This is a genomic window from Frankia torreyi (assembly GCF_000948395.1).
Lineage (GTDB): Bacteria > Actinomycetota > Actinomycetes > Frankiales > Frankiaceae > Frankia > Frankia torreyi.
On record NZ_JYFN01000006.1, the window covers coordinates 166,382 to 189,319 of the forward strand.

General features: G+C 72.9%; 19 protein-coding genes. 16 read left to right on the forward strand and 3 right to left on the reverse strand.

Annotated elements, in window-relative coordinates:
- Window positions 1-13 precede the first annotated feature (13 nt).
- From FF36_RS06045 to purB, 5 genes are all read left to right on the forward strand, one after another.
- Complete coding sequence (locus FF36_RS06045) at window positions 14-1,297, forward strand: adenylosuccinate synthase (protein WP_044883970.1); 1,284 nt, start codon at window positions 14-16, stop codon at window positions 1,295-1,297.
- A 107-nt stretch (window positions 1,298-1,404) separates the two neighbouring features.
- A complete protein-coding gene (locus FF36_RS06050) occupies window positions 1,405-2,298 on the forward strand; it encodes a hypothetical protein (protein ID WP_044884026.1) in 894 nt (297 codons plus the stop codon).
- A 532-nt stretch (window positions 2,299-2,830) separates the two neighbouring features.
- On the forward strand, window positions 2,831-4,141 hold the full coding sequence (purD, locus tag FF36_RS06055; RefSeq protein ID WP_044883971.1) for a phosphoribosylamine--glycine ligase: 1,311 nt from the start codon (window positions 2,831-2,833) through the stop codon (window positions 4,139-4,141).
- Between the two features lie 3 nt (window positions 4,142-4,144).
- The gene (gene purE, locus FF36_RS06060) at window positions 4,145-4,675 is read left to right on the forward strand and encodes a 5-(carboxyamino)imidazole ribonucleotide mutase (protein ID WP_044883972.1); all 531 of its coding nucleotides are present in this window, start codon (window positions 4,145-4,147) and stop codon (window positions 4,673-4,675) included.
- Complete coding sequence (purB, locus tag FF36_RS06065; RefSeq protein ID WP_044883973.1) at window positions 4,672-5,979, forward strand: adenylosuccinate lyase; 1,308 nt, start codon at window positions 4,672-4,674, stop codon at window positions 5,977-5,979. The genes purE and purB overlap by 4 nt, the downstream gene beginning before the upstream one ends.
- A gap of 91 nt (window positions 5,980-6,070) precedes the next feature.
- On the opposite strand, the gene FF36_RS06070 is transcribed toward purB, so the two are convergent.
- Entirely contained in the window at window positions 6,071-6,457 is a 387-nt protein-coding gene (locus tag FF36_RS06070) for a DUF7715 family protein (RefSeq protein ID WP_044883974.1), read from the reverse strand.
- A 300-nt stretch (window positions 6,458-6,757) separates the two neighbouring features.
- Window positions 6,758-7,363 (reverse strand): hypothetical protein, encoded by a 606-nt coding sequence (locus tag FF36_RS06075; protein WP_052680974.1) that lies wholly within the window; start codon window positions 7,361-7,363, stop codon window positions 6,758-6,760.
- Between the two features lie 238 nt (window positions 7,364-7,601).
- Between FF36_RS06075 and FF36_RS06080 the strand changes: the two genes are divergently transcribed.
- The 9 genes from FF36_RS06080 to FF36_RS06120 all read left to right on the forward strand — a co-directional run.
- Window positions 7,602-8,496, forward strand: an 895-nt coding sequence (locus tag FF36_RS06080; RefSeq protein WP_242422335.1) for a phosphoribosylaminoimidazolesuccinocarboxamide synthase, incomplete at its 3' end; no start/stop codon positions are given.
- Between the two features lie 152 nt (window positions 8,497-8,648).
- Window positions 8,649-11,222, forward strand: coding sequence for an MMPL family transporter (locus FF36_RS32410; RefSeq protein WP_044883976.1), 2,574 nt, complete (start codon window positions 8,649-8,651; stop codon window positions 11,220-11,222).
- A 172-nt stretch (window positions 11,223-11,394) separates the two neighbouring features.
- Window positions 11,395-12,516, forward strand: coding sequence for a pantoate--beta-alanine ligase (gene panC, locus FF36_RS06090; protein ID WP_236705759.1), 1,122 nt, complete (start codon window positions 11,395-11,397; stop codon window positions 12,514-12,516).
- Between the two features lie 2 nt (window positions 12,517-12,518).
- The gene (panD, locus tag FF36_RS06095; protein WP_044883977.1) at window positions 12,519-13,031 is read left to right on the forward strand and encodes an aspartate 1-decarboxylase; all 513 of its coding nucleotides are present in this window, start codon (window positions 12,519-12,521) and stop codon (window positions 13,029-13,031) included.
- A complete protein-coding gene (locus FF36_RS06100; protein WP_044883978.1) occupies window positions 13,028-14,728 on the forward strand; it encodes an L-aspartate oxidase in 1,701 nt (566 codons plus the stop codon). Before panD ends, FF36_RS06100 begins: the two co-directional genes overlap by 4 nt.
- Entirely contained in the window at window positions 14,725-15,798 is a 1,074-nt protein-coding gene (gene nadC / locus FF36_RS06105) for a carboxylating nicotinate-nucleotide diphosphorylase (protein WP_422615073.1), read from the forward strand. The genes FF36_RS06100 and nadC overlap by 4 nt, the downstream gene beginning before the upstream one ends.
- A complete protein-coding gene (locus tag FF36_RS06110; RefSeq protein WP_009741643.1) occupies window positions 15,798-16,550 on the forward strand; it encodes a type III pantothenate kinase in 753 nt (250 codons plus the stop codon). Before nadC ends, FF36_RS06110 begins: the two co-directional genes overlap by 1 nt.
- 233 nt (window positions 16,551-16,783) lie before the next feature.
- The gene (locus tag FF36_RS06115) at window positions 16,784-17,590 is read left to right on the forward strand and encodes an SGNH/GDSL hydrolase family protein (protein WP_082121707.1); all 807 of its coding nucleotides are present in this window, start codon (window positions 16,784-16,786) and stop codon (window positions 17,588-17,590) included.
- Between the two features lie 158 nt (window positions 17,591-17,748).
- A complete protein-coding gene (locus FF36_RS06120) occupies window positions 17,749-18,015 on the forward strand; it encodes a type II toxin-antitoxin system HicB family antitoxin (protein ID WP_035923406.1) in 267 nt (88 codons plus the stop codon).
- A gap of 28 nt (window positions 18,016-18,043) precedes the next feature.
- On the opposite strand, the gene FF36_RS06125 is transcribed toward FF36_RS06120, so the two are convergent.
- Window positions 18,044-18,241, reverse strand: a complete 198-nt coding sequence (locus FF36_RS06125; protein WP_206778444.1) for a type II toxin-antitoxin system HicA family toxin — start codon at window positions 18,239-18,241, stop codon at window positions 18,044-18,046.
- An 825-nt stretch (window positions 18,242-19,066) separates the two neighbouring features.
- On the opposite strand from FF36_RS06125, the gene FF36_RS06130 reads away from it, so the two are divergent.
- Entirely contained in the window at window positions 19,067-19,846 is a 780-nt protein-coding gene (locus FF36_RS06130) for a (2Fe-2S)-binding protein (RefSeq protein WP_242422336.1), read from the forward strand.
- Between the two features lie 501 nt (window positions 19,847-20,347).
- Window positions 20,348-22,852: an ATP-dependent Clp protease ATP-binding subunit gene (locus FF36_RS06135; RefSeq protein WP_044883982.1), complete on the forward strand. Its 2,505-nt coding sequence runs from the start codon at window positions 20,348-20,350 to the stop codon at window positions 22,850-22,852.
- Window positions 22,853-22,938: the final 86 nt, after the last annotated feature.

Consider the following 22,938-nt stretch of genomic DNA (forward strand, 5'->3'; position numbering starts at 1 on the left):
GTAACCTCGCCCGGTGCCCGCTCTCGTCCTCATCGGCGCCCAATGGGGCGACGAGGGAAAAGGAAAGGCGACCGACCTTCTGGGCGGCGCCGTCGACTACGTCGTCCGTTATCAGGGCGGCAACAACGCCGGCCACACGGTGGTCATCGGGGAGGAGCACTACGCCCTCCACCTGATCCCCAGTGGCATCCTGCGGGCCGACTGCGTGCCGGTGATCGGCAACGGGGTTGTGATCGACCCTGGCGTCCTGCTCACCGAGATGGACGGGCTCGCCGCCCGGGGCATCGACGTCTCGCGCCTGCTGATCAGCGCGAACGCTCATCTGATCATGCCTCATCACCGGGCCCTGGATCGGGTGACCGAGCGCTACCTGGGCAAGGCGCGGATCGGCACCACCGGCCGCGGCATCGGCCCGACCTACGGCGACAAGGTCGCCCGCACCGGCATCCGGGTCCAGGACCTGCTCGACCCGGGCATCTTCCGCAAGAAGCTCGAACTCGCGCTGCGCGAGAAGAACCAGGTCCTGGCGAAGGTCTACAACCGGCGCCGGATCGAAGTGGACGAGGTCGTCGAGGAGTACGCCGGCTACGCCGAACGCCTCGGCCCGCACATCGCCGACACCAGCCTCGTGCTGGACCGTGCGCTGCGCGAGGGCAAGGTCGTGCTGCTGGAGGGCTCCCAGGGCACGCTGCTCGACGTCGACCACGGCACCTATCCGTTCGTGACCTCGTCGAACCCGACCGCCGGGTACGCGGCGACCGGCGCCGGCATCGGGCCGACCCGCATCAATCGGGTCGTCGGGATCATCAAGGCGTACACCACCCGGGTCGGCGCCGGCCCCTTCCCCACCGAGCTGGACGACAAGGTCGGCGAGGAGCTACGGCGCATCGGCGGCGAGTTCGGTGTGACGACCGGCCGCGCGCGGCGCACCGGCTGGTTCGACGCGGTGATCGCTCGCTACGCGGTGCGGGTCAACGGCCTGACCGACCTGTTCCTCACCAAGCTGGACGTGCTGTCCGGCTTCGACCGCGTGCCGATCTGCGTGGGTTACGACATCGGTGGCGAGCGGGTCGACGAGATGCCGATGACGCAGACCGAGTTCCACCACGCCCGTCCCATCTACACCGAGCTGCCGGGCTGGCATGAGGACCTCTCCGAGGTGCGGAAGTACGCCGACCTGCCCGCGGCCGCGAAGGACTACATCCGGACGCTGGAGGAGCTCTCCGGTGCTCCCGTCTCCGCGATCGGCGTCGGCCCGGGCCGGGACCAGACCCTGGTGATCAACGACCTGGTCTGACCGCGCCCGGCGCGGCCCCGGACGGCCGTCCCCCCACTTGCACAACGCAGAGTTACCGTCGAGGCTTGGACGGTCACAGTAAGCGATGGCGGGTGGGGGTGAGGACGGTGTCCGGTGCAGGGGCCCGCCCGTCCAGTGACGATCACTCCGTGCCCGGCCAGATGCCGGCGCCGCCCACCCCCGTCCCGGCCGACGCCCGCGCCACGGAGGCCCACGCCGCCGACGCCCGCGCCGCCGACGCCCGGCCGATCACGGAGCCCTTCGCCGCCGACGCCCGGCCGGTCCCCGACACCCGGCCGGCGCTGTGGGCGCCGGCGGCACGGCACCGGTACCTGCGCCCGACCGACTCCGACGCCTGGCCGGTCGGGTTCTCCCCCACCGGCGAGGCGCTGCCGGAGACGCTCACCGACGTGCTGCTTCGGGGCAGCCACGCCATCCGCAGCTCGAAGCGGGCCGAGGCCCAGCGGCTCGAACGCGCCGCCGCGGTCGCGAACCACGTCGACGCCCAGATCCGCGACTTCCTGGACTTCTGCGCCGCGGAGAACCTGGTGCCGCCGGTCACCGTGCGGGCCCGCGGCACCGTGGCGCGCCGGTCCGCGGGCCGGCACGGGTCCCGGCCGCGCGCGGTCGTCGACCCGCAGGGGAGCATCCCAGCGCGGGTCGCGCCGGATGCCGGCGACGATCCGGCCGCCGGCGGGCAGCCGGCACACCGGGTGCACCGCCGTGAGCGGCTGAAGGCCTGGCCGCTGCTGTACTGGCGGTGCGAGTCCTTCCCGGCGGCCGGGCGGTCGCTGCACCTGTTCGTCGAGCCAGGCGGGCGTGCCTTCGAGGGACGCGACGATCCGTCGCCGCTGACCGTGCTCGGCCGAGAGGTCCGGGTCTGGCCGGTCGACGCGGCCGTCATCGTCGCCGGCATGGCCGAGGTGGACGCCCGCCGCTGCGCCCTGCATCTGGTGCACGGGATGGCCCACCTGCTCTGGCGCGCGGGCGTCGGCCTCTAACCGCCCGGGCGGAGCCGGTTGCGGTGCGTTCTGCACGGTCTGAGCCCTGGAAACGTGCCGATCGCACCGCCGTGCGGCCCCGGCCGCCGCCGGCCGAGGGCCCGGAATCCGCGATCAGGCCACGACACGACCGAGCGTCGCGCGCCCGGTTTGTCCTGATAGGCGACCGTCGACGGGTGGGCGCGGAACGCCTGATGATCAGTTGCACGCTAGGCTGGGGCAGTGACCCGATCCGACCGCCACGGCCCCCGGCCCGTTCCGGCGGTCGCGGGGGTTCCGCGCCACCTGGTGCAACCGCGCCGGCTCCTCTCCCCGGCGCCGCGCGTCGGGGACCAGCTTTGACGGCCGCCCCCGGCCGCCGTCTGCGCTGCGTTCCGCTGCGGCGCGGCTGCGGCCCCGCCGGCTGTGGCCGCACCGCGCCATCCGATCGCACCGTGCCGTCCGACCGCACCGTCCCCGCCCCGGCCGTCCGCCAGGCCCCCGGTGCCCGCCGACGCGCGGCCGGCCGCCGTCCCCGCCCCGAGGTGAACAGATGAAGGTCCTGGTCGTCGGCTCCGGCGGGCGCGAGCACGCGCTGTGCCGGGCGCTCGCTCGCGACCCGCGGGTCGACGCGCTGGTGTGTGCGCCAGGCAACGCCGGCACGGCCGAACTCGCCGAGCCCCGCCCGCTCGACGTCGCCGACCCGGACGCGGTCGCCGACCTCGCCGACAAGGTCGGCGCGGATCTCACCGTGATCGGCCCCGAGGTGCCGCTGGTCGCCGGGGCCGCCGACGAGGTGCGCGCCCGCGGCCTGCCGGTGTTCGGCCCGAGCGCCGCCGCCGCCCGGCTGGAGGGCAGCAAGGCCTTCGCCAAGGGGGTCATGCGCGCCGCCGGCGTGCCCACGGCCGCCGCCCGCGACCACACCGAGGTCGAGCCGGCCCTCGCCGACCTCGACGAGTTCGGCCCGCCGTACGTGGTGAAGTACGACGGGCTGGCCGCCGGCAAGGGCGTCACCGTGACCGAGGACCGCGAGGCCGCCGTCGCCGCCGTGCGCGCGAGCCTGCGCGGCCCGGATGACCGGGTCGTCCTGGAGGAGTACCTCGACGGGCCGGAGGTGTCGCTCTTCGCGATCGTGACCGAGTCCGGCGCGGTCCTGCCGCTGTTGCCCGCCCAGGATCACAAACGGGTCGGCGACGGCGACACCGGGCCGAACACCGGCGGAATGGGCGCGTACACCCCGCTGCCCTGGGCATCGCACGGGCTGAGCGCGGAGATCGTCGCGACGGTGATCCGCCCGACCGTGGACGAGATGGCGCGGCGCGGCACCCCGTTCACCGGCCTGCTCTACGCGGGGCTCGCGCTGACCACCCGCGGCCCCCGGGTGGTGGAGTTCAACGTCCGCTTCGGCGATCCCGAGGTCCAGGCCATCCTCGCCCTGCTCACCACGCCGCTGACCGACGTGCTGTCCGGACGCCGCGCGCCGGTGTGGCGCTCCGGCGCCGCCATCAGCGTCGTCGTGGCCGCGCCCGGCTACCCGGCGGCGCCGCGCCTGGGTGATCCGATCCGGGGGCTCGCCGCCGCCGGGGCGCTGACGGGGGTCGACGTCCTGCACGCCGGGACCCGCCGGGACGCCGACGGGCAGGTCGTCTCGTCCGGCGGGCGCGTGCTGTCCGTCACGGCGATCGGCTCCAACCTGGAGTCCGCGCGAGGATCTGCCTACGAGGCCGTCAGCCGGATCTCGCTGGCCGGCGCCCACTACCGCACCGATATCGGGGACCCGTCCCGGATGCGTCATGCGGCTGACGTACACCGCGCGGACACCGCGCCGGGCGAGGACCCGACGCGGCCGAAGAAGAAGGAGTAGACCGTGTCGCAGAGCAGCACCGGGCCGGACCGTCCCCGGGTGGCCGTCGTCTTCGGGTCGCCGTCGGACACCCAGACGATGAGCAAGGCCGGCGCCACCCTGGAACGCTTCGGCGTGCCGTACGAGCAGGTGTCGCTGTCGGCGCACCGGGCCCCGCGCACCCTCGCCGAGTACGTCGGCCAGTTGCGCGCCCGGGACATCTCGGTGGTCATCGCCGGGGCGGGCCTGGCTGCGGCGCTGCCCGGCGCCGTCGCCGCGCTGACGACGCTGCCGGTGATCGGGGTGCCGATCTCCGGCGGGGCGCTCGACGGGATGGACTCGATGCTCGCCATCGCCCAGATGCCCCCCGGTGTGCCGGTCGCCACCGTCGGGCTGAACAACTCGACGAACGCGGCGATCCTCGCCATCCAGATCCTGGCGCTGTCCGACCCGGATCTGAGCCTCAAGCTCGCCGCGTTCAAGGACGACTTCGAGCAGGCCGCGGCGGACGCCCTGAGCGCGGCAGCCGACGCCGGCGCCGGCGCCCGGCCGTGATCGGCCGGTACACCCTGCCCGACATGGGCCGGGTGTGGTCCGAGGCGCACAAGTACGAGCTGTGGTGCCAGGTCGAGGTGCTGGTCATGGAGGCGCACGCCGCCGCCGGCCGGATCCCCGCCGACTCCGTCGCACCGGTCCGGGCGGCCCCCGCCCCCACGCCCGAGGCGGTCGCGGAGATCGAGGCCGTCACCCAGCACGACGTGATCGCCTTCCTGTCGGCCTGGGCGGACCGCACCGAGCCGCGCTCGGCCGCCGCCTACGTCCACTTCGGCATGACGTCGTCCGACCTGCTGGACACGGCGCTGGCCCTGCAACTCGTCGAGTCGACCGACCTGCTGCTGGCCCGCGCGGACACCCTCGTCGCGGCGCTGCGCGACCTGGGCCTGGCCCACCGGGACACCCTGCGGGTCGGGCGCACCCACGGCATCCACGGCGAGCCGACCGTGTTCGGCCACCGGGTCGCCGACCTCGCCTTCGGTCTCGCCCGCTGCCGCGACCGGCTGCGGGCGGCCCGCGCCGACGTGGCCGTCGCGAAGATCTCCGGGGCGGTCGGGACGTACTCGAACATCACCCCCGACGTCGAGGCGTACGTCGCCGAGAAGCTCGGCCTGCGCCCGACGCCGGTGGCCACCCAGGTCGTGCTGCGTGACGGCGTCGCGAACTGGGTGGCGGCGCTCGCCGGGCTCGCGACGCTGTGCGAGGCGGTGGCGCTGGAGGTGCGCCACGGCCAGCGCACGGAGGTCCGCGAGCTGTCCGAGCCGTTCGGCTCCGGGCAGAAGGGCTCCTCGGCGATGCCGCACAAGAAGAACCCGATCATGTCGGAGCGGATCGCCGGCCTCGCCCGGATCGTGCGCGCCCAGTACGTCCCCGTCCTGGAGGGGGTGCCGCTCTGGCACGAGCGCGACATCTCGCACTCGTCGACCGAGCGGATCGCCCTGCCGGACGCCGCGGCCGGCGTCGACTACCTGCTGCACCTGACGACGCGGCTGGTCACCGGCCTGGTCGTCGACACCGCGCGGATGCGGGCGAACCTCGACGCCACCGGCGGGCTGGTCTACACCTCGGCGGTGCTGCTGGAACTGGTCGAGACGGGCCTGTCCCGCGAGGACGCCTACGCCGTCACCCAGGCGGCGGCGATGGAGACCTGGCAGACCGGCGTGCCGTTCCGCGAGACCCTGCGCAAGCACGCTGGCGACCGCGGCCTGCCCCTCGACGAGGCCCGCCTCGACGAGGTCAGCCGCCCCGAGCGCTACACCGAGCGCCTCGGCCCCGTCTTCGCCGCCCTCGCCGCCCTCACCTGACCCGCGGCTGCCGGGGCCGGCTGGCGCCACCAGCCGGCCGGCCCCGGATACCTTCGCCTTCCGTCGTCGCATGATCACGCCAATCCACCGATCAGGCATGCCGCGGCCAGTCACGGACACGTACCTCGTCAAGCCGGCGTTCGACGACGGTACCCACCGGCCAGTCACCGACGAGCTGCATCAAACCGTCGGCCAGGTCGTCGGCGCCGGCGGCAGGCCATCGCTGCGCCTCGAGACTCGCGCGCAGCGCACTGACGTACCGGCGGCGGTCCGTTGCGACGTCACGAATCATCGCGGTCGTCGTCGCCCGGTGGGAGGACATCCCTGCGAACGCGCGCCCACAGCCACATCCGCCGTCGGGATTCCGGCGATCGGTCGCGCAGACGAGCCCGATCCACACGAGCTCCCCCTCGATGCAGTAGTTGAAGTCGTTGTGTCGGCGGCCCTGGGCGGTCGCCGTCGCGGTAAGGATCTTCAAGGTGGCTCCTCGGGTCAGGGAGGAATCGACTGCGCCGACGCCAGGTGGCGCTGGTCGCCGGGTGGAGCGGAAGAGGGACGGCGCCGGACCCGCGCATCGAAACATCCGGGAGCTCGACAGACGAGGAGCAAAAGTCACCGCAATGACATGATCACGACATCGCTGCAGCTAGGAGTCCTAGTTTCAGTGCCGAGGCAGTGCGCGCGAGAAGTGCACGGCGGCGGGCCCGGCGGCCCACTGCTCCGGTTCGCACAGTGACCGACCGAACGATCAGCCGCGTCGCCGGCCAGGACGACCGCCTCAGTGGATGAGGACTTCCAGGGCGACGAGGACCAGGCCGAGCAGGGAGCTGCCGGTCGCGTAGCGAACCAGCCGCCAGCCGCCGAGGCCCGCGGCCCGCCCGGCACGCAGCCCCCAGAGGGCCAGCAGGGCGACGCACGTCCACAGCGCCGCCTCCTGCGCGTCGTCGACGGAGGCGCCGGCGAGCCGCGCCAGCACCAGCACGCCCAGCGGGAGGATCGAGGCCCGTGCCAGCGGCCAGTTCGCCACCAGCGCCGTCCACGCCAGCCGCGGGCCACGGACCCGGGGGCCTGAGGATGGATCGGCCGGAGCGCGGTCCGGGGCGGGACGGCGGCTCACACCGGCGGCCGACCCGGGCGGGTCGGGGCCGGGGTCCGCGTCGCCGGGGCGATCAAGGGCCCCGCTCGGCTCGCCCCGGGCCAGCGGGTGGCCGACGGCATGGGCGTAGCCGTGGGCCAGCCAGAACACGGTCACGGTGACCAGGACGTCGAGCACGATGCCGGCCATCGGGTCGTGCCGCGGGTCCTGGGCGGCAAGCAGGCCCGCGGTGAGCACCGTGCCGTAGATCCCGCTCTCCGGACGCCCCCCGCCCGCTCCCCTCGCCATCCGCCCTCCGCCTCGCCCGCCGCCCCGTCGCTCGCCGCCCTCGCGTCGCCCGCCGCCCCCTCGCCTGCAGGCGGAACCGGTCGGCTCCGTCCATGCTCGGCGCTCGCCGCCGGCACCGCAGGTCGGTGACGGCGGCGTCCGACCTGCGCGGTACGCCGCCAACAGACAAATCGCTGCGCGGGCATGGCGCGGGACGCACCAGGCCACGGGTGGTGTCCGGGGTCGGTACGGTCGGGGCATGCCGCTGACACATGAGGAGTTCGCCGGACTCACCCACCTGGGTTCGGGCAAGGTTCGGGAGCTGTTCGCGGTCGGGGACGACGCCGTGCTCCTGGTCGCCAGCGACCGCATCTCGGCGTTCGACGTGGTCCTGCCGACCGAGATTCCCGACAAGGGCGCCGTGCTGACCGGGCTGTCGCTGTGGTGGTTCGACCAGCTCTCCGACCTCGTCCCGTCGCACGTCATCAGCTCGAACGTGGACGAGTACCCGGCCGAGCTCGCGCCGTACACCGAGCAGTTGCGCGGCCGGTCGATGCTGTGCCGCCGGCTGGACATGGTGCTCATCGAGTGCGTGGCCCGCGGCTACCTGACCGGCAGCGGGCTGAAGGACTACCAGCGCACCGGCGCGGTCAGCGGGCACCCGCTGCCGGCCGGGCTGGTCGACGGCAGCAAGCTGCCGACGACGATCTACACCCCGTCGACGAAGGCGCCGATCGGCCAGCACGACGAGAACATCAGCCGCGCGGACGCGGCCGGGCGGGTCGGTGACGAGCTCGCCGCCGAGCTGGAGCGGCTCACCCTGCAGATCTTCGGGCGGGCCAGCGACCTCGCGGCCGAGCGGGGCATCCTGCTCGCGGACACGAAGTTCGAGTTCGGCCACGACGCCGAGGGCACGCTGCGGCTCGCCGACGAGGTGCTCACCCCCGACTCGTCCCGGTTCTGGCCGGAGGATACCTGGTCGCCGGGCGTCTCCCAGCCGTCGTTCGACAAGCAGTACATCCGGGACTACCTGACGAGCACCGGCTGGGACAAGACCGAGCCGGGACCGGAGCTGCCGGACGACGTCGTCGAGGCGACGCGGGCCCGCTACGTCGAGGCGTACGAGCGGCTGACCGGCATCTCGTTCAAGGACTNCCTCTCCNCCTCCTGAGCCCGCCGCACCGCGGGCGGCAGGCCGGGGAGGCCGGGGTGGGGGCAGCCCCACCCCGCAACGGCGGGTGGCCACAGCGAGAACCCGGTAGCTCACCGCAGTGACCATGAACGCCGGGAACGAGATCGTCGTTCCATGCGCACGCCACCTCCTTCGCCAGCCAGTCCCCCAGGTCAGACAGCCGTCGCGCCCGCATCCGGCCGGCACGTCCGGCGGCCGGAGCAGGCCGACCGGCCGACGCATCTCGCCGCCCGGGCGGCGCGGTGGAGCGTCCGGCACCGGTGGCTGGCCGTCGGCGGCTGGCTGCTCGGCGTCGCCCTGGCGATCGTCCTCGGCAGCACGATCGGCACCCACACCCTGGCCGACGCCGATTACGGAACCGGGGAGGATGCCCGGGCCCAGCACATTCTCGACGAGCACGGCTACGTCAACCCGGCCGACGAGAACGTCCTGATCCAGCGCGCCACCCCCGCGGCGAACCCGCAGGCGCTGCTGGCCGACCCGCAGATCCGGTCGGCGCTGACCGACGCCGCCGCCCGGGTCCGGGCGAGCGGGGTGGCGACGGCGGTGCGCGGCCCGCTGCCCCTGCCCGGCGTGAGCGCCGACCCCGGCCTGGTCTCCCACGATCTGCGCTCGGTGCTGCTGGCCTTCAATCTGAAGGGCACCGACGACGATCCGGCGCCGGTCGAGCCGACGCTGAACGCCGTCGCCGCCGTCCGGGCGGCGCATCCCGGCCTGTCGATCGAACAGTTCGGGGACGCCAGCGCCGACAAGGCCCTCAATGCCACCGTCGGCAAGGACTTCCACCGCGCCGAGCTGCTCGCCATCCCGCTGACTCTCGGCATCCTGCTGGCCGTGTTCGGCGCGGTGGTCGCCGCGGTGATCCCGATGGCGCTGGCGCTGACCGCCTTCGTCGGGGCGCTGGGCCTGGTCGCCTTCGCCAGCCGGCTGTTCCCGACCGACGACACGGCGACCTCGGTCATGCTGCTCATCGGGCTTGCGGTCGGCGTCGACTACGCGCTGTTCTACATCCGCCGGGAACGCGAGGAGCGGGCCGCCGGCCACGGGCCCGAGCGCGCTCTGGAGATCGCCGCCGAGACCTCCGGGCACGCGGTTCTCGTCTCGGGCCTCACCGTCGCGGCGTCCATGGCGGGCCTGTTCATCACCGGCCTGTCGGTGTTCACCGGGGTCGCCGTCGGCACGATCATCGTCGTCCTGGTGGCCGTGCTCGGCTCGCTGACCGTGCTGCCCGCGCTGCTGTCGCTGCTCGGCGACCGGGTGGAGCTGCTGCGCCTGCCGTGGCACCGCCGCGCGGGACGGCCCGCCCGGCGCGGCCGCCTCGTGAGGCGGCGTGATCGGGCCGGCACCGAGCCGGTCGAGCCGTTGGACCCCGCCGCCCACGACCCCAGGAACGACGACCCCAGGCACGACGGGCACCGGTCGGGCGACCATCGGGAGGAGCTGCTCGCGCGGCGGCGCGCCTACCAGGAACAGCTCGCCAGGCCGGGGATCATGGGCCGACTGCTGCGCCGGCCCGGGATGGTCGCCGCGGTGGCCGGCGGACTGCTGGTGCTGCTGGCCCTGCCGGCACTCGGGATGCACACCGCCGAACCCGGCATCGATGACATCCCGAAGAACCTGCCGATCATGAAGACCTACGAGCGGCTCTCCGCGGCGTTCCCCGGCGGCGAGGTGGCCGCGGCGGTGGTCGTCTCCGGCGCCGACGGCAACGACGTCACCACCCCGCAGGCGCGGGCCGCCATCGACGCGCTGCGCACCCGGGCGCTCGCCAGCGGCCGGATGTTCGAGCCGGTGGTCGTCACGATCACCGCCGACCATCGGGTCGCCCGGGTGAAGATCCCGATCGCGGGCAGCGGTACGGACAGGGAGTCGGTCAAGGCGCTGCACACGCTGCGGTCCGTGGTGATCCCGGCGACCATCGGCGCCACGCCGGGCCTGCACGCCGACGTCACCGGCACCACCGCCGGCTCCGCGGACTTCAACGCCCGCCTCAACAGTCGGATCCCGCTGGTCATCGGCTTCGTCATGGTGCTCGCCTTCGGGCTGCTGCTGGCCGCGTTCCGCAGCACCCTGGTCGCGGCCGTGGCCGTCGGGCTGAACCTGCTGTCGGTGGGGGCCGCGTACGGCCTGCTCGTCGCCGTCTTCCAGCACCACTGGGCAGACGGGCTGCTCGGCTACACCTCCACCGGGGCCGTCACCAACTGGCTGCCGCTGATGCTGTTCGTGGTGCTGTTCGGGCTGTCGATGGACTACCAGGTCTTCGTGCTCAGCCGGGTGCGGGAGGCCCGGGAGGCCGGGCTGTCCATGCGCGACGCGGTGACGGTGGGGGTGCGGCGCAGCGCGGGGGTGGTGACCAGCGCGGCGGTCATCATGGTCGCGGTGTTCTCGATCTTCGCGACGCTGTCCCAGGTCAGCATGAAGCAGCTCGGGGTGGGCCTGGGCGCGGCGATCCTCATCGACGCCACCCTGATCCGGGTGATCCTCATGCCGGCCGTGCTCACCCTGCTCGGGGAGCGCGTGTGGCGCGGCGGCCAGCCCGGGTCCGACGGCCCGCGCCGGCCCGACCTGCCCACCCAGCCGATCGGCACCGCCGCCACGGCCGGCACCGCCGCCACGGTCGGCGCGGCCGGCGCGGTCGGCACCCGGGTACCTGCCCGTTCGGACCGCCGGGCGATGCCCCCGGGGTGACGCTCCGCTGTCGACCCCTCGCAGGGGCGCGGGGCACGGGCGCGGGGCTGGGGAAACGGCACGTGGATCATCGGGACGATGCCCGGATCACAGGGAGTCGCGGCGAGCATTGCGGGCGAGTTACAGTGGCGCTCGACGTCCGGTACCCCACCCGAGGACTGGAACGGAAACCATGAGCATCGTCTCCTCCACCGCGCCCGACCGCGCCCCGCGCCCCGGCCGGCCCACCGGTTCCGAGTCCGTCGCCGCCGAGCCTGCAGCGACCGCCGATCCCGCGGCGGCGGCCCGGCCCACGGCGGCGGCCGCCGAGCTTCCCGCAACGGCGGCGCGGCCCACCGCCATCCCCAGCCCGGCGCCAGCGCCGGGCGGACCCGGTCGGCCCGTGCTGGCTCGCGACCGGGCCGAGCTACGGGCCGCCCTCGTCGCACTGGACCGGGCGGCCGGCGCGCACCCGCGAGCCGCCGCCGCGGGCGAGGCGGGGCCCGCCCGCGCGGCCTCGCGGCACGACCGGCCGGTCCGCGCCGTCGTCATGACCATGGGGGCGCTGCACGAGGGGCACGCCAGCCTGCTGCGCGCGGCCCGCGCCCGGGCGGACCAGGTGGTGGCCACGATCTTCGTCAACCCGCTGCAGTTCGGCGCGGGCGAGGACCTCGACCGCTATCCGCGCACGCTCGCCGCGGACCTCGCGGTGTGCGCCCGGGAGGGAGTCGACGTGGTGTTCGCCCCCGCGGTGATCCACGATCCGCCGCCGCTGGTCCGGTTCAGCGCCGGCCCGCTCGGCGCGGTGCTGGAGGGGGCGTCCCGCCCCGGCCACTTCGACGGGATGCTCACCCTCGTCGGGACCATGCTGCACCTGGTCCAGCCCGACCTGGCGTTCTTCGGGCGCAAGGACGCCCAGCAGCTCGTCTGCATCCGGCGGATGGTCGCCGACCTCGCCTTCGACGTGACCGTGATCGGGGTGGAGACGGCCCGCGAGCCCGACGGCCTGGCGAGGTCGAGCCGCAACGTCTACCTCACCGCCGAGCAGCGGACCGACGCGCTCGCGCTGTCCCGGGCGCTCGCCGCCGGCGCGGCGGCCGCCGGCGACGGGGCGCCGGCGGTGCTCGCGGCCGCGCGCGCCGTGCTCGACGCGGCGGACGGCGTGGACGTCGACTACCTCGAACTGGCCAGCCCCGAGGACCTGGGGCCGGTGCGCGGCGGCCCCGCGCTGCTGCTCGTCGCCGCCCGCGTGGGCACGACCCGCCTCATCGACAACATCTCGCTCATCCTCCCCACCGACACCCAGGGAGCCTGACCGTGCTGCGCACCATGCTCACCGCCAAGATCCACCGGGCCACGGTCACCCAGGCCGACCTGCACTACGTAGGCTCGGTGACGATCGACGCCGACCTGCTCGAGGCCGCCGACCTGCTCCCCGGCGAGCAGGTGACGATCGTCGACATCAACAACGGGGCCCGCCTGGAGACGTACGCGATCGCGGGCCCGGCCGGCAGCGGCGTGATCGGCATCAACGGCGCGGCGGCCCGGCTGGTCCAGCCCGGGGACCTCGTCATCATCATCGCCTACGGGATGATGGATGACGCCGAGGCGCGCCGGCACGTCCCGAGGGTGCTGTTCGTCGACGCCGAGAACCGGATCATCGGCCGTGGGCACGACCCGGCCGAGGCGCTTCCCGACGATCCCTCGAGCCTGCGCGGCGACGTCGCCGTGCCGGCCAACCCGGTGACGGCCGCCGCCCGCCGGGGCACCCCGGTCCACCAGGCCCCCGTCGCGGTCGCGGCGAGCCGGACGGTCGTGGCGCCCCGGTGATCGTGCTACCGTGCCGGCTCGGCGCGCCGCGTCCAGGATGGAGCCGCGCCGCGGACATCGTCGTCATCGGATCGGGGATCGCCGGCCTCACCGCGGTCCTGCACCTGCGCCGGGAGCTGCCCGCGGCCCGGGTCCTGCTGGTCACGAAGGCGCATCTCGACGCCGGCTCCACCCGCTGGGCGCAGGGCGGGATCGCCGCGGCGCTCGCCGCCGAGGACTCCCCCGCCGACCATCTCGCCGACACCCTCGTCGCCGGCGTCGGCCTGTGCGACCCGGACGCCGCGCGGGTGCTGGTCGACGAGGGACCGGCCCGGGTGCGGGAACTCGCCGAGCTCGGCGCGCGCTTCGACCGGGCCGACGACGGCTCGTTCGCCCTCACCCGCGAGGGCGGACACCTGCGCAACCGGATCGTCCACGCCGGCGGCGACGCCACCGGGCTGGAGGTCGAGCGGGCCCTGATCGCCGCGGTGCGGGCCGATCCGGCGGTCGAAGTGATCGAGAACGCGCTCGTCCTGGACCTGCTGCGGGATGCCGACGGCCGGGCGGCCGGCGCGACCCTGCACGTGCTCGGCGAGGGCAGTCAGGACGGCGTCGGGGCGGTCACCGCGCCCGCGGTCGTGCTCGCGACCGGCGGGATGGGGCAGATCTTCGCCTCGACCACCAATCCGGGCGTCTCCACCGGCGATGGCGTGGCACTGGCGCTGCGGGCCGGCGCCGTCGTCGCCGACCTGGAGTTCGTCCAGTTCCACCCGACCGCGCTGTGGCTGCCGCCGGCGGAATCGGCCCAGGTGGGCGCCCAACCCGGCGGCCAGCAGCCGCTGGTCAGCGAGGCGATGCGCGGCGAGGGCGCCGTCCTCGTCGACGCCGCCGGAGCGCGGGTGATGGCCGGTGCCCACCCGCTCGCCGACCTCGCCCCCCGCGACGTCGTCGCCAAGCAGATGTCGCGGGTGATGGCCGCGCAGGGGGTCGAGCACCTCTACCTCGACGCCCGGGGGCTCGGGGCGCAGACGATCGAGCGACGCTTCCCCTCGATCACCGCTCGCTGCCGCTCCGTCGGCGTCGACCCGGTGACCATGCCGATCCCGGTCGCGCCGGCCGCCCACTACGCCTCCGGCGGGGTGCGCACCGACCTGTGGGGCCGCACCACCGTCCCCGGCCTGTACGCCTGCGGGGAGGTGGCCTGCACCGGGGTGCACGGCGCCAACCGGCTGGCGTCGAACAGCCTGCTGGAGGGCCTGGTCTTCGCCGCCCGCATCGCCCAGGACATCGCGGGCGCCGAGCACGCGGGCCGGTGCCGGGACGCGGTGCCGGCCGCCCCGGTCGTCGGCCGGGGCAGCGGACTGACCGATCCGGCCGAACGCGCCGAGCTGACCCGGGCGATGACCGACGGCGCCGGGGTGCTGCGCAGCGCCGACAGCCTGCGGGCGACGGCGAAGGTCCTCGCCGGCCTCGGGGACCTTCGGGTCAGCGGCGCAACCGTGACCGCCGGCCCGCCGGCCTGGGAGATGACCAATCTGCGTACCGTCGCAACCGCGCTGGTCGCCGCCGCCGCGACCCGCACGGAGACGCGGGGCTCGCACTGGCGGGAGGACTTCGGTGACCGCGACGACGCGCACTGGCTCGGCCGGATCCTGACCCGGCTCGACCCGGAGGGGGAACTGATCATCAACGTCGAACCCATGCGGCCGGCGCCGTGAGCGGGACCGACGTGCACGGCCAGACCGACGGGCACGGCCAGACCGAGGTGCACGGCTGGACCGAGGTGCACGGCTGGACCGAGGTGCACAGCGGTCGGCTGTCCCCCGCCACCCGCAGCGCGCTGGCCGCGGCCGGCCTTGACCCCGAAGGCGTCGTCGCGGTGATCGGCCGGGCCGTCGCCGAGGACCTGCCGAGCTGCGAGCCGGACGGCCCGGGCGGCGCCGGCGCGGTCGACGCCACCTCCGAGGCGACCGTCGACGCTGCCCTGGTCGGGCACGGCGCCCTGGTCAGCCGCGCGGCGGGGACGGTCGCCGGGCTGCCGGTGGCCGCGGCCGTGTTCGAGAGCCTGCTCGGCCGGTCCGTGACCGTCACCCTGACCGCCCGCGACGGCGACGCCGTCTCCCCCGGCACGACGGTGGCCCGGGTCAACGGCCCGGTCCGGGGCCTGCTCACCGCCGAGCGCACCGCGCTGAACCTGCTGTGCCACCTGTCCGGGATCGCCACGCTGACCCGGGCCTGGGTCGACGCCGTCGCCGGGACGGGCGCGGCGATCCGCGACACCCGCAAGACACTGCCCGGCCTGCGCGCCCTGGAGAAGTACGCCGTGCGCTGCGGCGGGGGCAGCAATCACCGGATGTCGCTGACCGACGCCGCCCTGATCAAGGACAACCACGTGGTCGCCGCCGGCGGGGTGGCGGCGGCCTTCGCCGCGGTGCGGGCCCGGTTCCCGGGGCTGCCCGTCGAGGTCGAGTGCGACACCGTCGACCAGGTCGCCGAGGCGGTCGCCGCGGGGGCGGACCTCATCCTCTGCGACAACATGACCCCGCGGGACCTGCGGGCCTCGGTGGCCGTCGCGAGGCCCGCGGGGGTACGCCTGGAGGCCAGCGGCGGGCTGAGCCTGCGGGTGGCCGCGGACATCGCGGCCACCGGGGTGGACTATCTTGCGGTCGGCGCCCTGACCCACTCGGCGCCCGCTCTCGATCTCGGCCTCGATCTCGATCCCGGCCGGCAGTCGGGACCGGACTGCGCGGGCCCGAGCCCGGCGGGCCCGACCGTGGAGGAGTCCTGATGCTGCTCGCCATCGACGTCGGCAACACCAACACCGTCGTCGGCGTCTTCGACGGCGACGACCTCGCCGACTCCTGGCGGGTCCGCACCGATCCGCACGCCACCGCCGACGAGCTCGTGCTGCTCTACCGCGGGCTGCTCGGCGAGCATCGGATCACGGGCGTGTCGATCTGCTCGACGGTCCCCGCGGCGCTGCGGGAGCTGCGCCGGATGGTGGTCCGCGCCTTCCGCGACATTCCGGTCGTCATCGTCGAACCGGGTACCCGGACGGGGGTGCCGATCCTGATCGACAACCCCAAGGAGGCCGGGGCGGACCGCATCATGAACACGCTCGCCGCGCATCACCTGTACGGCGGGCCGGCGATCGTCGTCGACTTCGGGACCTCGACGAACCTGGACGTGGTCTCGGCGCGGGGCGAGTTCATCGGCGGGGTGCTCGCGCCCGGCATCGAGATCGCGCTGGACGCGCTGGCGTCCCGGGCGGCGCAGTTGCGCAAGGTCGAGCTCACCCCGCCGCGGTCGGTGATCGGCAAGAGCACCGTCGAGGCGCTGCAGTCCGGGATGATCTACGGGGTCGCCGGGCAGGTGGACGGGCTGGTCCGACGGATCCGCGCCGAACTCGGCGCGCACGCGACCGCGATCGCCACCGGCGGGCTCGCCTCGCTCGTCGTCAAGGAGAGCGAAACGCTCGACCGGCACGAGCCGCATCTCACACTCATCGGTCTCCGCCTGGTCTTCGAGAAGAACATCTGATTCCGGCCCCGGCGTGATTCGTCCGGCGAGCGGCGGACGAATTCTCCCCCGGATGGTGGTCGGACAACCGACAGCCCGCCGGATCCGGGGTGCGCGACCGGTTCCACCGGTTACGATTCCAAGCTATGCGGGACCGATCCTCGGAGGCTTGGACGGGTGACGGGCCCGGCCGGGCCGGGCGTCTCGTCCGGCCCTTCCTTCTCGCGCTGTCGACGGTATTTCTGTATACCGCCGTGACGGCGTCGTCCGGATGGAATGCACCGGCGTTCGCGGCGGCGCGCCCCCGCACCCTGGCGGTGCTGGGCGACTCCTACTCCTCCGGCGAGGGCAGTCCGCCCTTCGACGTGCTCACGCCCCGCTGTCGGCGTAGCAACCAGGCGTGGCCGCGAAAACTCGCCACCATGGAGCCGCCGGCCACCGTCGCGCTGTTCGCCGCGTGCGCCGGGGCGACCACGGACGCCCTCAACGAATCGTTCAAGGGCGAAGTGCCACAGCTCACCCAGTTGCGGCGGCTGCGCACCGCCCCGGATGTCGTCACCATCACCATCGGCGGCAACGACGCCGGTTTCAGCAACGTAATCCTGAGCTGCTTCGCCTGGAAATGTTTCTGGGATGGCGAGGACAAGCGCGAGCGAAATCTCATCACCAAGGAACTCCCGGACGTCCTGAGCGCGAACTATGCTGCGGTGAAGGCGGCGGCGCCACACTCCAGGATCCTCGTCGTCGGATATCCCGACATCTTCCCGAGCAGCCAGCGCAAGAACACCTGTAAATGGCTGAGCAACACCGAACGGCGCCAGCTCACCAACCTGAACAGCCAGTTGAACCGGGTGATCCGACGGGCGGCGGCCGACGCGGACGTGGAGTACGTCGCGACCGACCGGGCGCTGCGCGGCCACGAGATCTGTACCAAGGACTCCTGGGTGGCCCCGATCGGCCTGCTGCCGCCGGCCCGCGACCTCAGCGCGCACCCGACGGCCCGCGGCCAGCAGGCCATCGCCACGGCGGTCGACCGCTACCTCGCCGATGACCGCCGCTGACCCTCCGTCCGGCGGTGCCCGGGGGCGATCGCGGCCGGCGATGGCACGATCAGGTCCTGAAGGAGGGGTGGTCTTCAGCCGGTACCCGAGGCGGCTGGCTCCCCTGAACGCTAGGCTCTCACCTAACGCAGATGTCGGCGGCTTGGAAGCAGACAATCATGACGATACGTAGTGCAGACCAGGTCTATACGATACGTATCGAACCGGCGGAAATCGACGGCGGCTACATCGCGGAGGTCCTCGAGCTCCCAGGGTGCGTGTCCCAGGGCGACAGTCTCGACGAGACGGTGGACAACATCCTCGACGCGATGATCCTCGTCCTGGAGGTCCAGAGCGGCCAGCACCTCAGCGTGGGCCGGCACGAGCAGCCCGACGCCGACAGACTACCGACGGAGCTGTCCGTCCCGGTCCGGGTGGCGGCCTGAGCTCCGCGGCCCCTACGACAGCGGATCGTCAGCGCCGCCGGAAGTAGTCGCAGTACTCCTCCGGGGTGAGTCCGGCTCGTTCGATGAGCTTGGCCAGCAGCGGCCGCTTGACCTCCTGTCCATTGCAGGGCACCGAGAGATTCGCCTGCACCCCGGCCCGGCGGAGCACGACGTGGCTACCGCTGCGGCGAGCCACCTCCCAACCCGCCCGTTGGAACGCGGCCACATGCCGGTCTCCGACCGCGACGGGAAGATCTTTCAGCCCCATCAACCCTGGCCTATTCGTCGTCGAATGGAACAGACTTGCGTAGCGCCGTAACAGCCGGGCCGTGAACAGAAGATCTCCGACCCGTGCACACGCACCGTACCGGCAAGGGATGCACGATCCCCGCCCAGGTACGCACACGGATCGCCGAGAGCTACAAAACGTTCCATAACGGACACAACGTGTCAAGCTGACACTGTCGCGGTAGGTGATCGGCGACTTTCCGGTATGGGTGGCCACGGCAGATCACAGCGCCCCAGTCGTGCCGCGCCGCCGGGCCGACCACGCCGCCGCGCCGCCGACCGATCTCGCCCACCCGTTCGCGCCAACGGCTCGCACCCCGCCACCTGCGGTGCGGCACTCCAAGGTGACCTGCGGATGCGCGACGCCGACGACCCGAGGACAATCGGCCACGTTATGCAGTCGGGTGCGAGCTCGCGGCCAACTCCGGCGCGAGCGCCGGAGGACGGCGGATGTCGGTTCTACCACTTGCACGCAGGGTGGCGGTGAGGTGCCGCAGAGCCCACAACGGATAGGGGCCGCGGAACACCTCATGCCCGGCATGCATGCCGGTGGGGCCACACGCATTTGACAGCAAGCCTGAAGTTAGCCTTACCTAAGTAAATGCTCGTGCCACTGCCGGCTCCCGCAACGCCGCGGGAGCCGGCCGCCGAAGGCGGATCCTCGCCTCCCCGATCCCCACGGGAGTCGAGCGCGACCGCCGCCCAGGGAATGGTCCCGCCTAGCCTCGCCAGCGCGCTGGAACCTCGCAGCCTGTGTCACGGCGTGCCGACCGGCCCCGGCTGGGCGGACTGCGCCTTCCTCTCCGGCCCGGCGGGAGTGACGCGGTCGCTGGCCCGGATCGCCCGGTCCCATCCCGGCGCCAGCCCCGAGGTCGCCGCGAGCTACCTGGCCAACTGGTACTCCGCCGCCGTCGTCGCGCCCGCCATCGCCTCCTACGTGCTGCTGCGGCGAGTCCCGGACCTGGGACCGGCGGGAATGTCGCTGCGGGAGCTCGACAGCGGCTGGTTCGACCGGACGGCGCTGCACCTGCCCGTCGGGACGGCGCTGGCCGACTCCGCGCCAGCCGAGGGCCCCGTCGACCGGGCGACGCGGCCCCACGTCGGGTCGGACCGGGTGGTCGGCGATCTCGCCGCGCTGCGGGAGGTCCTCGTGGACGAGGTGCTCACCCATCTGAGTCCGTTCGTCCGCGAGCTGCGGGCGCGGGTCCGACTCGGCTACCCGGCCCTCTGGGGCGCCGTGGCCGCTCAGTGCGCCCGGGCCTTCCTGCTGACCGAGCGGGCCACCGGGGACCCCGATGCGGGACGGCAGGAGGCGGACGCCTTCTTCGAACGGGCGGCCCCGACGATGCGTGCCCGCCCGCGTTGGCACGAATTCGTCCATCGCGGCCGGCCCTACACCGGGATGCGCTGTGGATCGTGCTGCCTCGCGCACCGCCTCGGGGACGAGTACTGCACGACCTGCCCCTTCACCGACGACACCGAACGGGAGCGGCGCATGCGTGCCTGGATAGATACGCAGGGTAATGGAGGTCTTGCGGTCTGACCTGCGTTCGGCACGCGGTCCGCGGTTGGCGCACGTAAAGTAGCTATAGGAAGGCGTTGAGTCCGACAATTGCAAGATCTTTAAAGTCTTGACGCCGAACAGTAACATCAAAATGACAAAGCGATGTGCATGTGGCGCCAATCACAACAGAAGGCACCCCACCATCGACTACCGTCGGTAGCGACGAGGGAGAGTCGGCTCGGGCGGGAGACCGCCTGGCGGGCGGATCCCACCGCCCCGAGCGGGCGGGCGGCGATGGTGCCGCGCGGCTCGAGTCGTTCTGCTCTTGGCGGAACGACGTGACGGAATCATGGCTGGTCGGCCACGGTTGCCCTAGGCGTCTCCGCTGGTCGGACCGGCAGTTGAGCTGGTCCTCCGTCCCCGACGAAGTGGACGGAGCCGGCGGGTAGGTTTCTGTTCGATGCGTGAGGACATGCCTCGGCGGAGCTAGCATGCGGATACCGGCTGTCGTGTGGTCGGTCGCAGCTCGAAGGAGCGCACATGTTCGAGAGATTCACCGACCGGGCACGTCGGGTCGTCGTCCTGGCCCAAGAAGAGGCCAGGATGCTCAACCACAACTACATCGGGACCGAGCACATCCTGCTCGGCCTGATCCACGAGGGCGAGGGCGTCGCCGCCAAGGCCCTCGAGTCCCTCGGCATCTCCCTTGAGGGTGTGCGGTCTCAGGTCGAGGAGATCATCGGCCAGGGCCAGCAGGCACCGAGCGGGCACATTCCGTTCACCCCGCGTGCGAAGAAGGTCCTGGAGCTGTCGCTTCGGGAGGCCCTCCAGCTCGGCCACAACTACATCGGGACCGAACACATCCTGCTCGGCCTGATCCGCGAGGGCGAGGGCGTCGCCGCCCAGGTGCTCGTCAAGCTGGGCGCGGACCTCAACCGCGTGCGCCAGCAGGTCATCCAGCTCCTGTCCGGCTACCAGGGCAAGGGCGAGACGGCCACCTCCGGCGCTCCGGCCGAGGGCACCCCGTCCACCTCGCTGGTGCTCGACCAGTTCGGCCGCAACCTCACCGCGGCGGCGCGCGAGTCCAAGCTCGACCCGGTCATCGGGCGCGAGAAGGAGATCGAGCGCGTCATGCAGGTGCTGTCGCGCCGGACCAAGAACAACCCGGTCCTGATCGGCGAGCCCGGAGTCGGCAAGACCGCCGTCGTCGAGGGCCTGGCGCAGGCGATCGTCAAGGGCGAGGTGCCCGAGACCCTGAAGGACAAGCAGCTCTACACCCTCGACCTCGGCGCCCTGGTCGCCGGTTCCCGCTACCGCGGTGACTTCGAGGAGCGGCTGAAGAAGGTCCTCAAGGAGATCCGCACCCGCGGCGACATCATCCTGTTCATCGACGAGCTGCACACGCTGGTCGGCGCGGGCGCCGCGGAGGGCGCGATCGACGCCGCGTCGATCCTCAAGCCGATGCTCGCCCGCGGTGAGCTGCAGACCATCGGTGCCACCACCCTCGACGAGTACCGCAAGCACCTGGAGAAGGACGCCGCGCTCGAGCGCCGCTTCCAGCCGATCCAGGTCGCGGAGCCGTCGGTGGCGCACACCATCGAGATCCTCAAGGGCCTGCGCGACCGGTACGAGGCGCACCACCGCGTCTCGATCACCGACGCCGCCCTGGTCGCCGCCGCCTCCCTGGCCGACCGGTACATCTCGGACCGCTTCCTGCCGGACAAGGCGATCGACCTGATCGACGAGGCCGGCTCGCGGATGCGCATCCGCCGGATGACCGCGCCGCCGGACCTGCGCGAGTTCGACGAGCGCATCGCGGGTGTCCGCCGGGACAAGGAGTCCGCGATCGACGCGCAGGACTTCGAGAAGGCCGCCTCGCTGCGGGACAAGGAGAAGACCCTCCTGTCCGAGAAGGCGAAGCGGGAGAAGGAGTGGAAGGCCGGCGACATGGACGTCGTCGCCGAGGTGGGCGACGAGGAGATCGCCGAGGTGCTCGCCATCTGGACGGGCATCCCGGTCTTCAAGCTCACCGAGGAGGAGACGGCCCGTCTGCTCCGCATGGAGGACGAGCTGCACAAGCGGGTCATCGGCCAGCAGCAGGCCATCAAGGCCGTCTCGCAGGCGATCCGGCGCACTCGTGCCGGGCTGAAGGACCCCAAGCGTCCCGGCGGGTCGTTCATCTTCGCCGGCCCGTCCGGTGTCGGTAAGACCGAGCTGTCCAAGACGCTCGCCGAGTTCCTCTTCGGTGACGAGGACGCGCTCATCCAGCTCGACATGTCCGAGTACATGGAGAAGCACACCGTCTCGCGGCTGGTGGGCTCCCCGCCCGGCTACGTCGGCTACGAGGAGGGCGGCCAGCTCACCGAGCGGGTGCGGCGCAAGCCGTTCTCGGTCGTCCTGTTCGACGAGGTCGAGAAGGCGCACCCCGACGTCTTCAACACGCTCCTGCAGATCCTGGAGGACGGTCGCCTGACCGACTCCCAGGGCCGACTGGTCGACTTCAAGAACACCGTCCTGATCATGACGTCGAACCTGGGCACCCGGGACATCTCCAAGGGCCCCGGCATCGGCTTCGCCACCGGTCAGGGCGCCGTTGACTACGAGCGGATGAAGGCGAAGGTCCAGGACGAGCTCAAGCAGCACTTCCGGCCGGAGTTCCTCAACCGGATCGACGACATCATCGTCTTCCACCAGCTCTCCGAGAACGAGATCATCCAGATCGTCGATCTCATGCTGGCCCGGGTGGACATCCAGCTCAAGAACAAGGACATGGCCCTCGAGCTGACGTCGGCTGCCAAGGCGCTGCTGGCGAAGAAGGGCTACGACCCCGTGCTCGGCGCCAGGCCGCTGCGCCGGACGATCCAGCGGGAGATCGAGGACGTCCTGTCCGAGAAGATCCTGTACGGCACGCTCAAGCCGGGCGAGATCGTCGTCGGTGACGTCGAGGGCGAGGACGAGGACGCGAAGTTCGTCTTCCGCGGCGAGACCAAGCCGAACCAGGTGCCGGACGCGCCGCCGATCGACCTCGCCAAGTCCAGCGAGTAGCGCCAGCGGCGCGTCACCAGCGCCGCCGGACTGCGGCTGAGCCCCGGTACCCCACCAGGTTCCGGGGCTCAGTCGTTTCCGCGGCC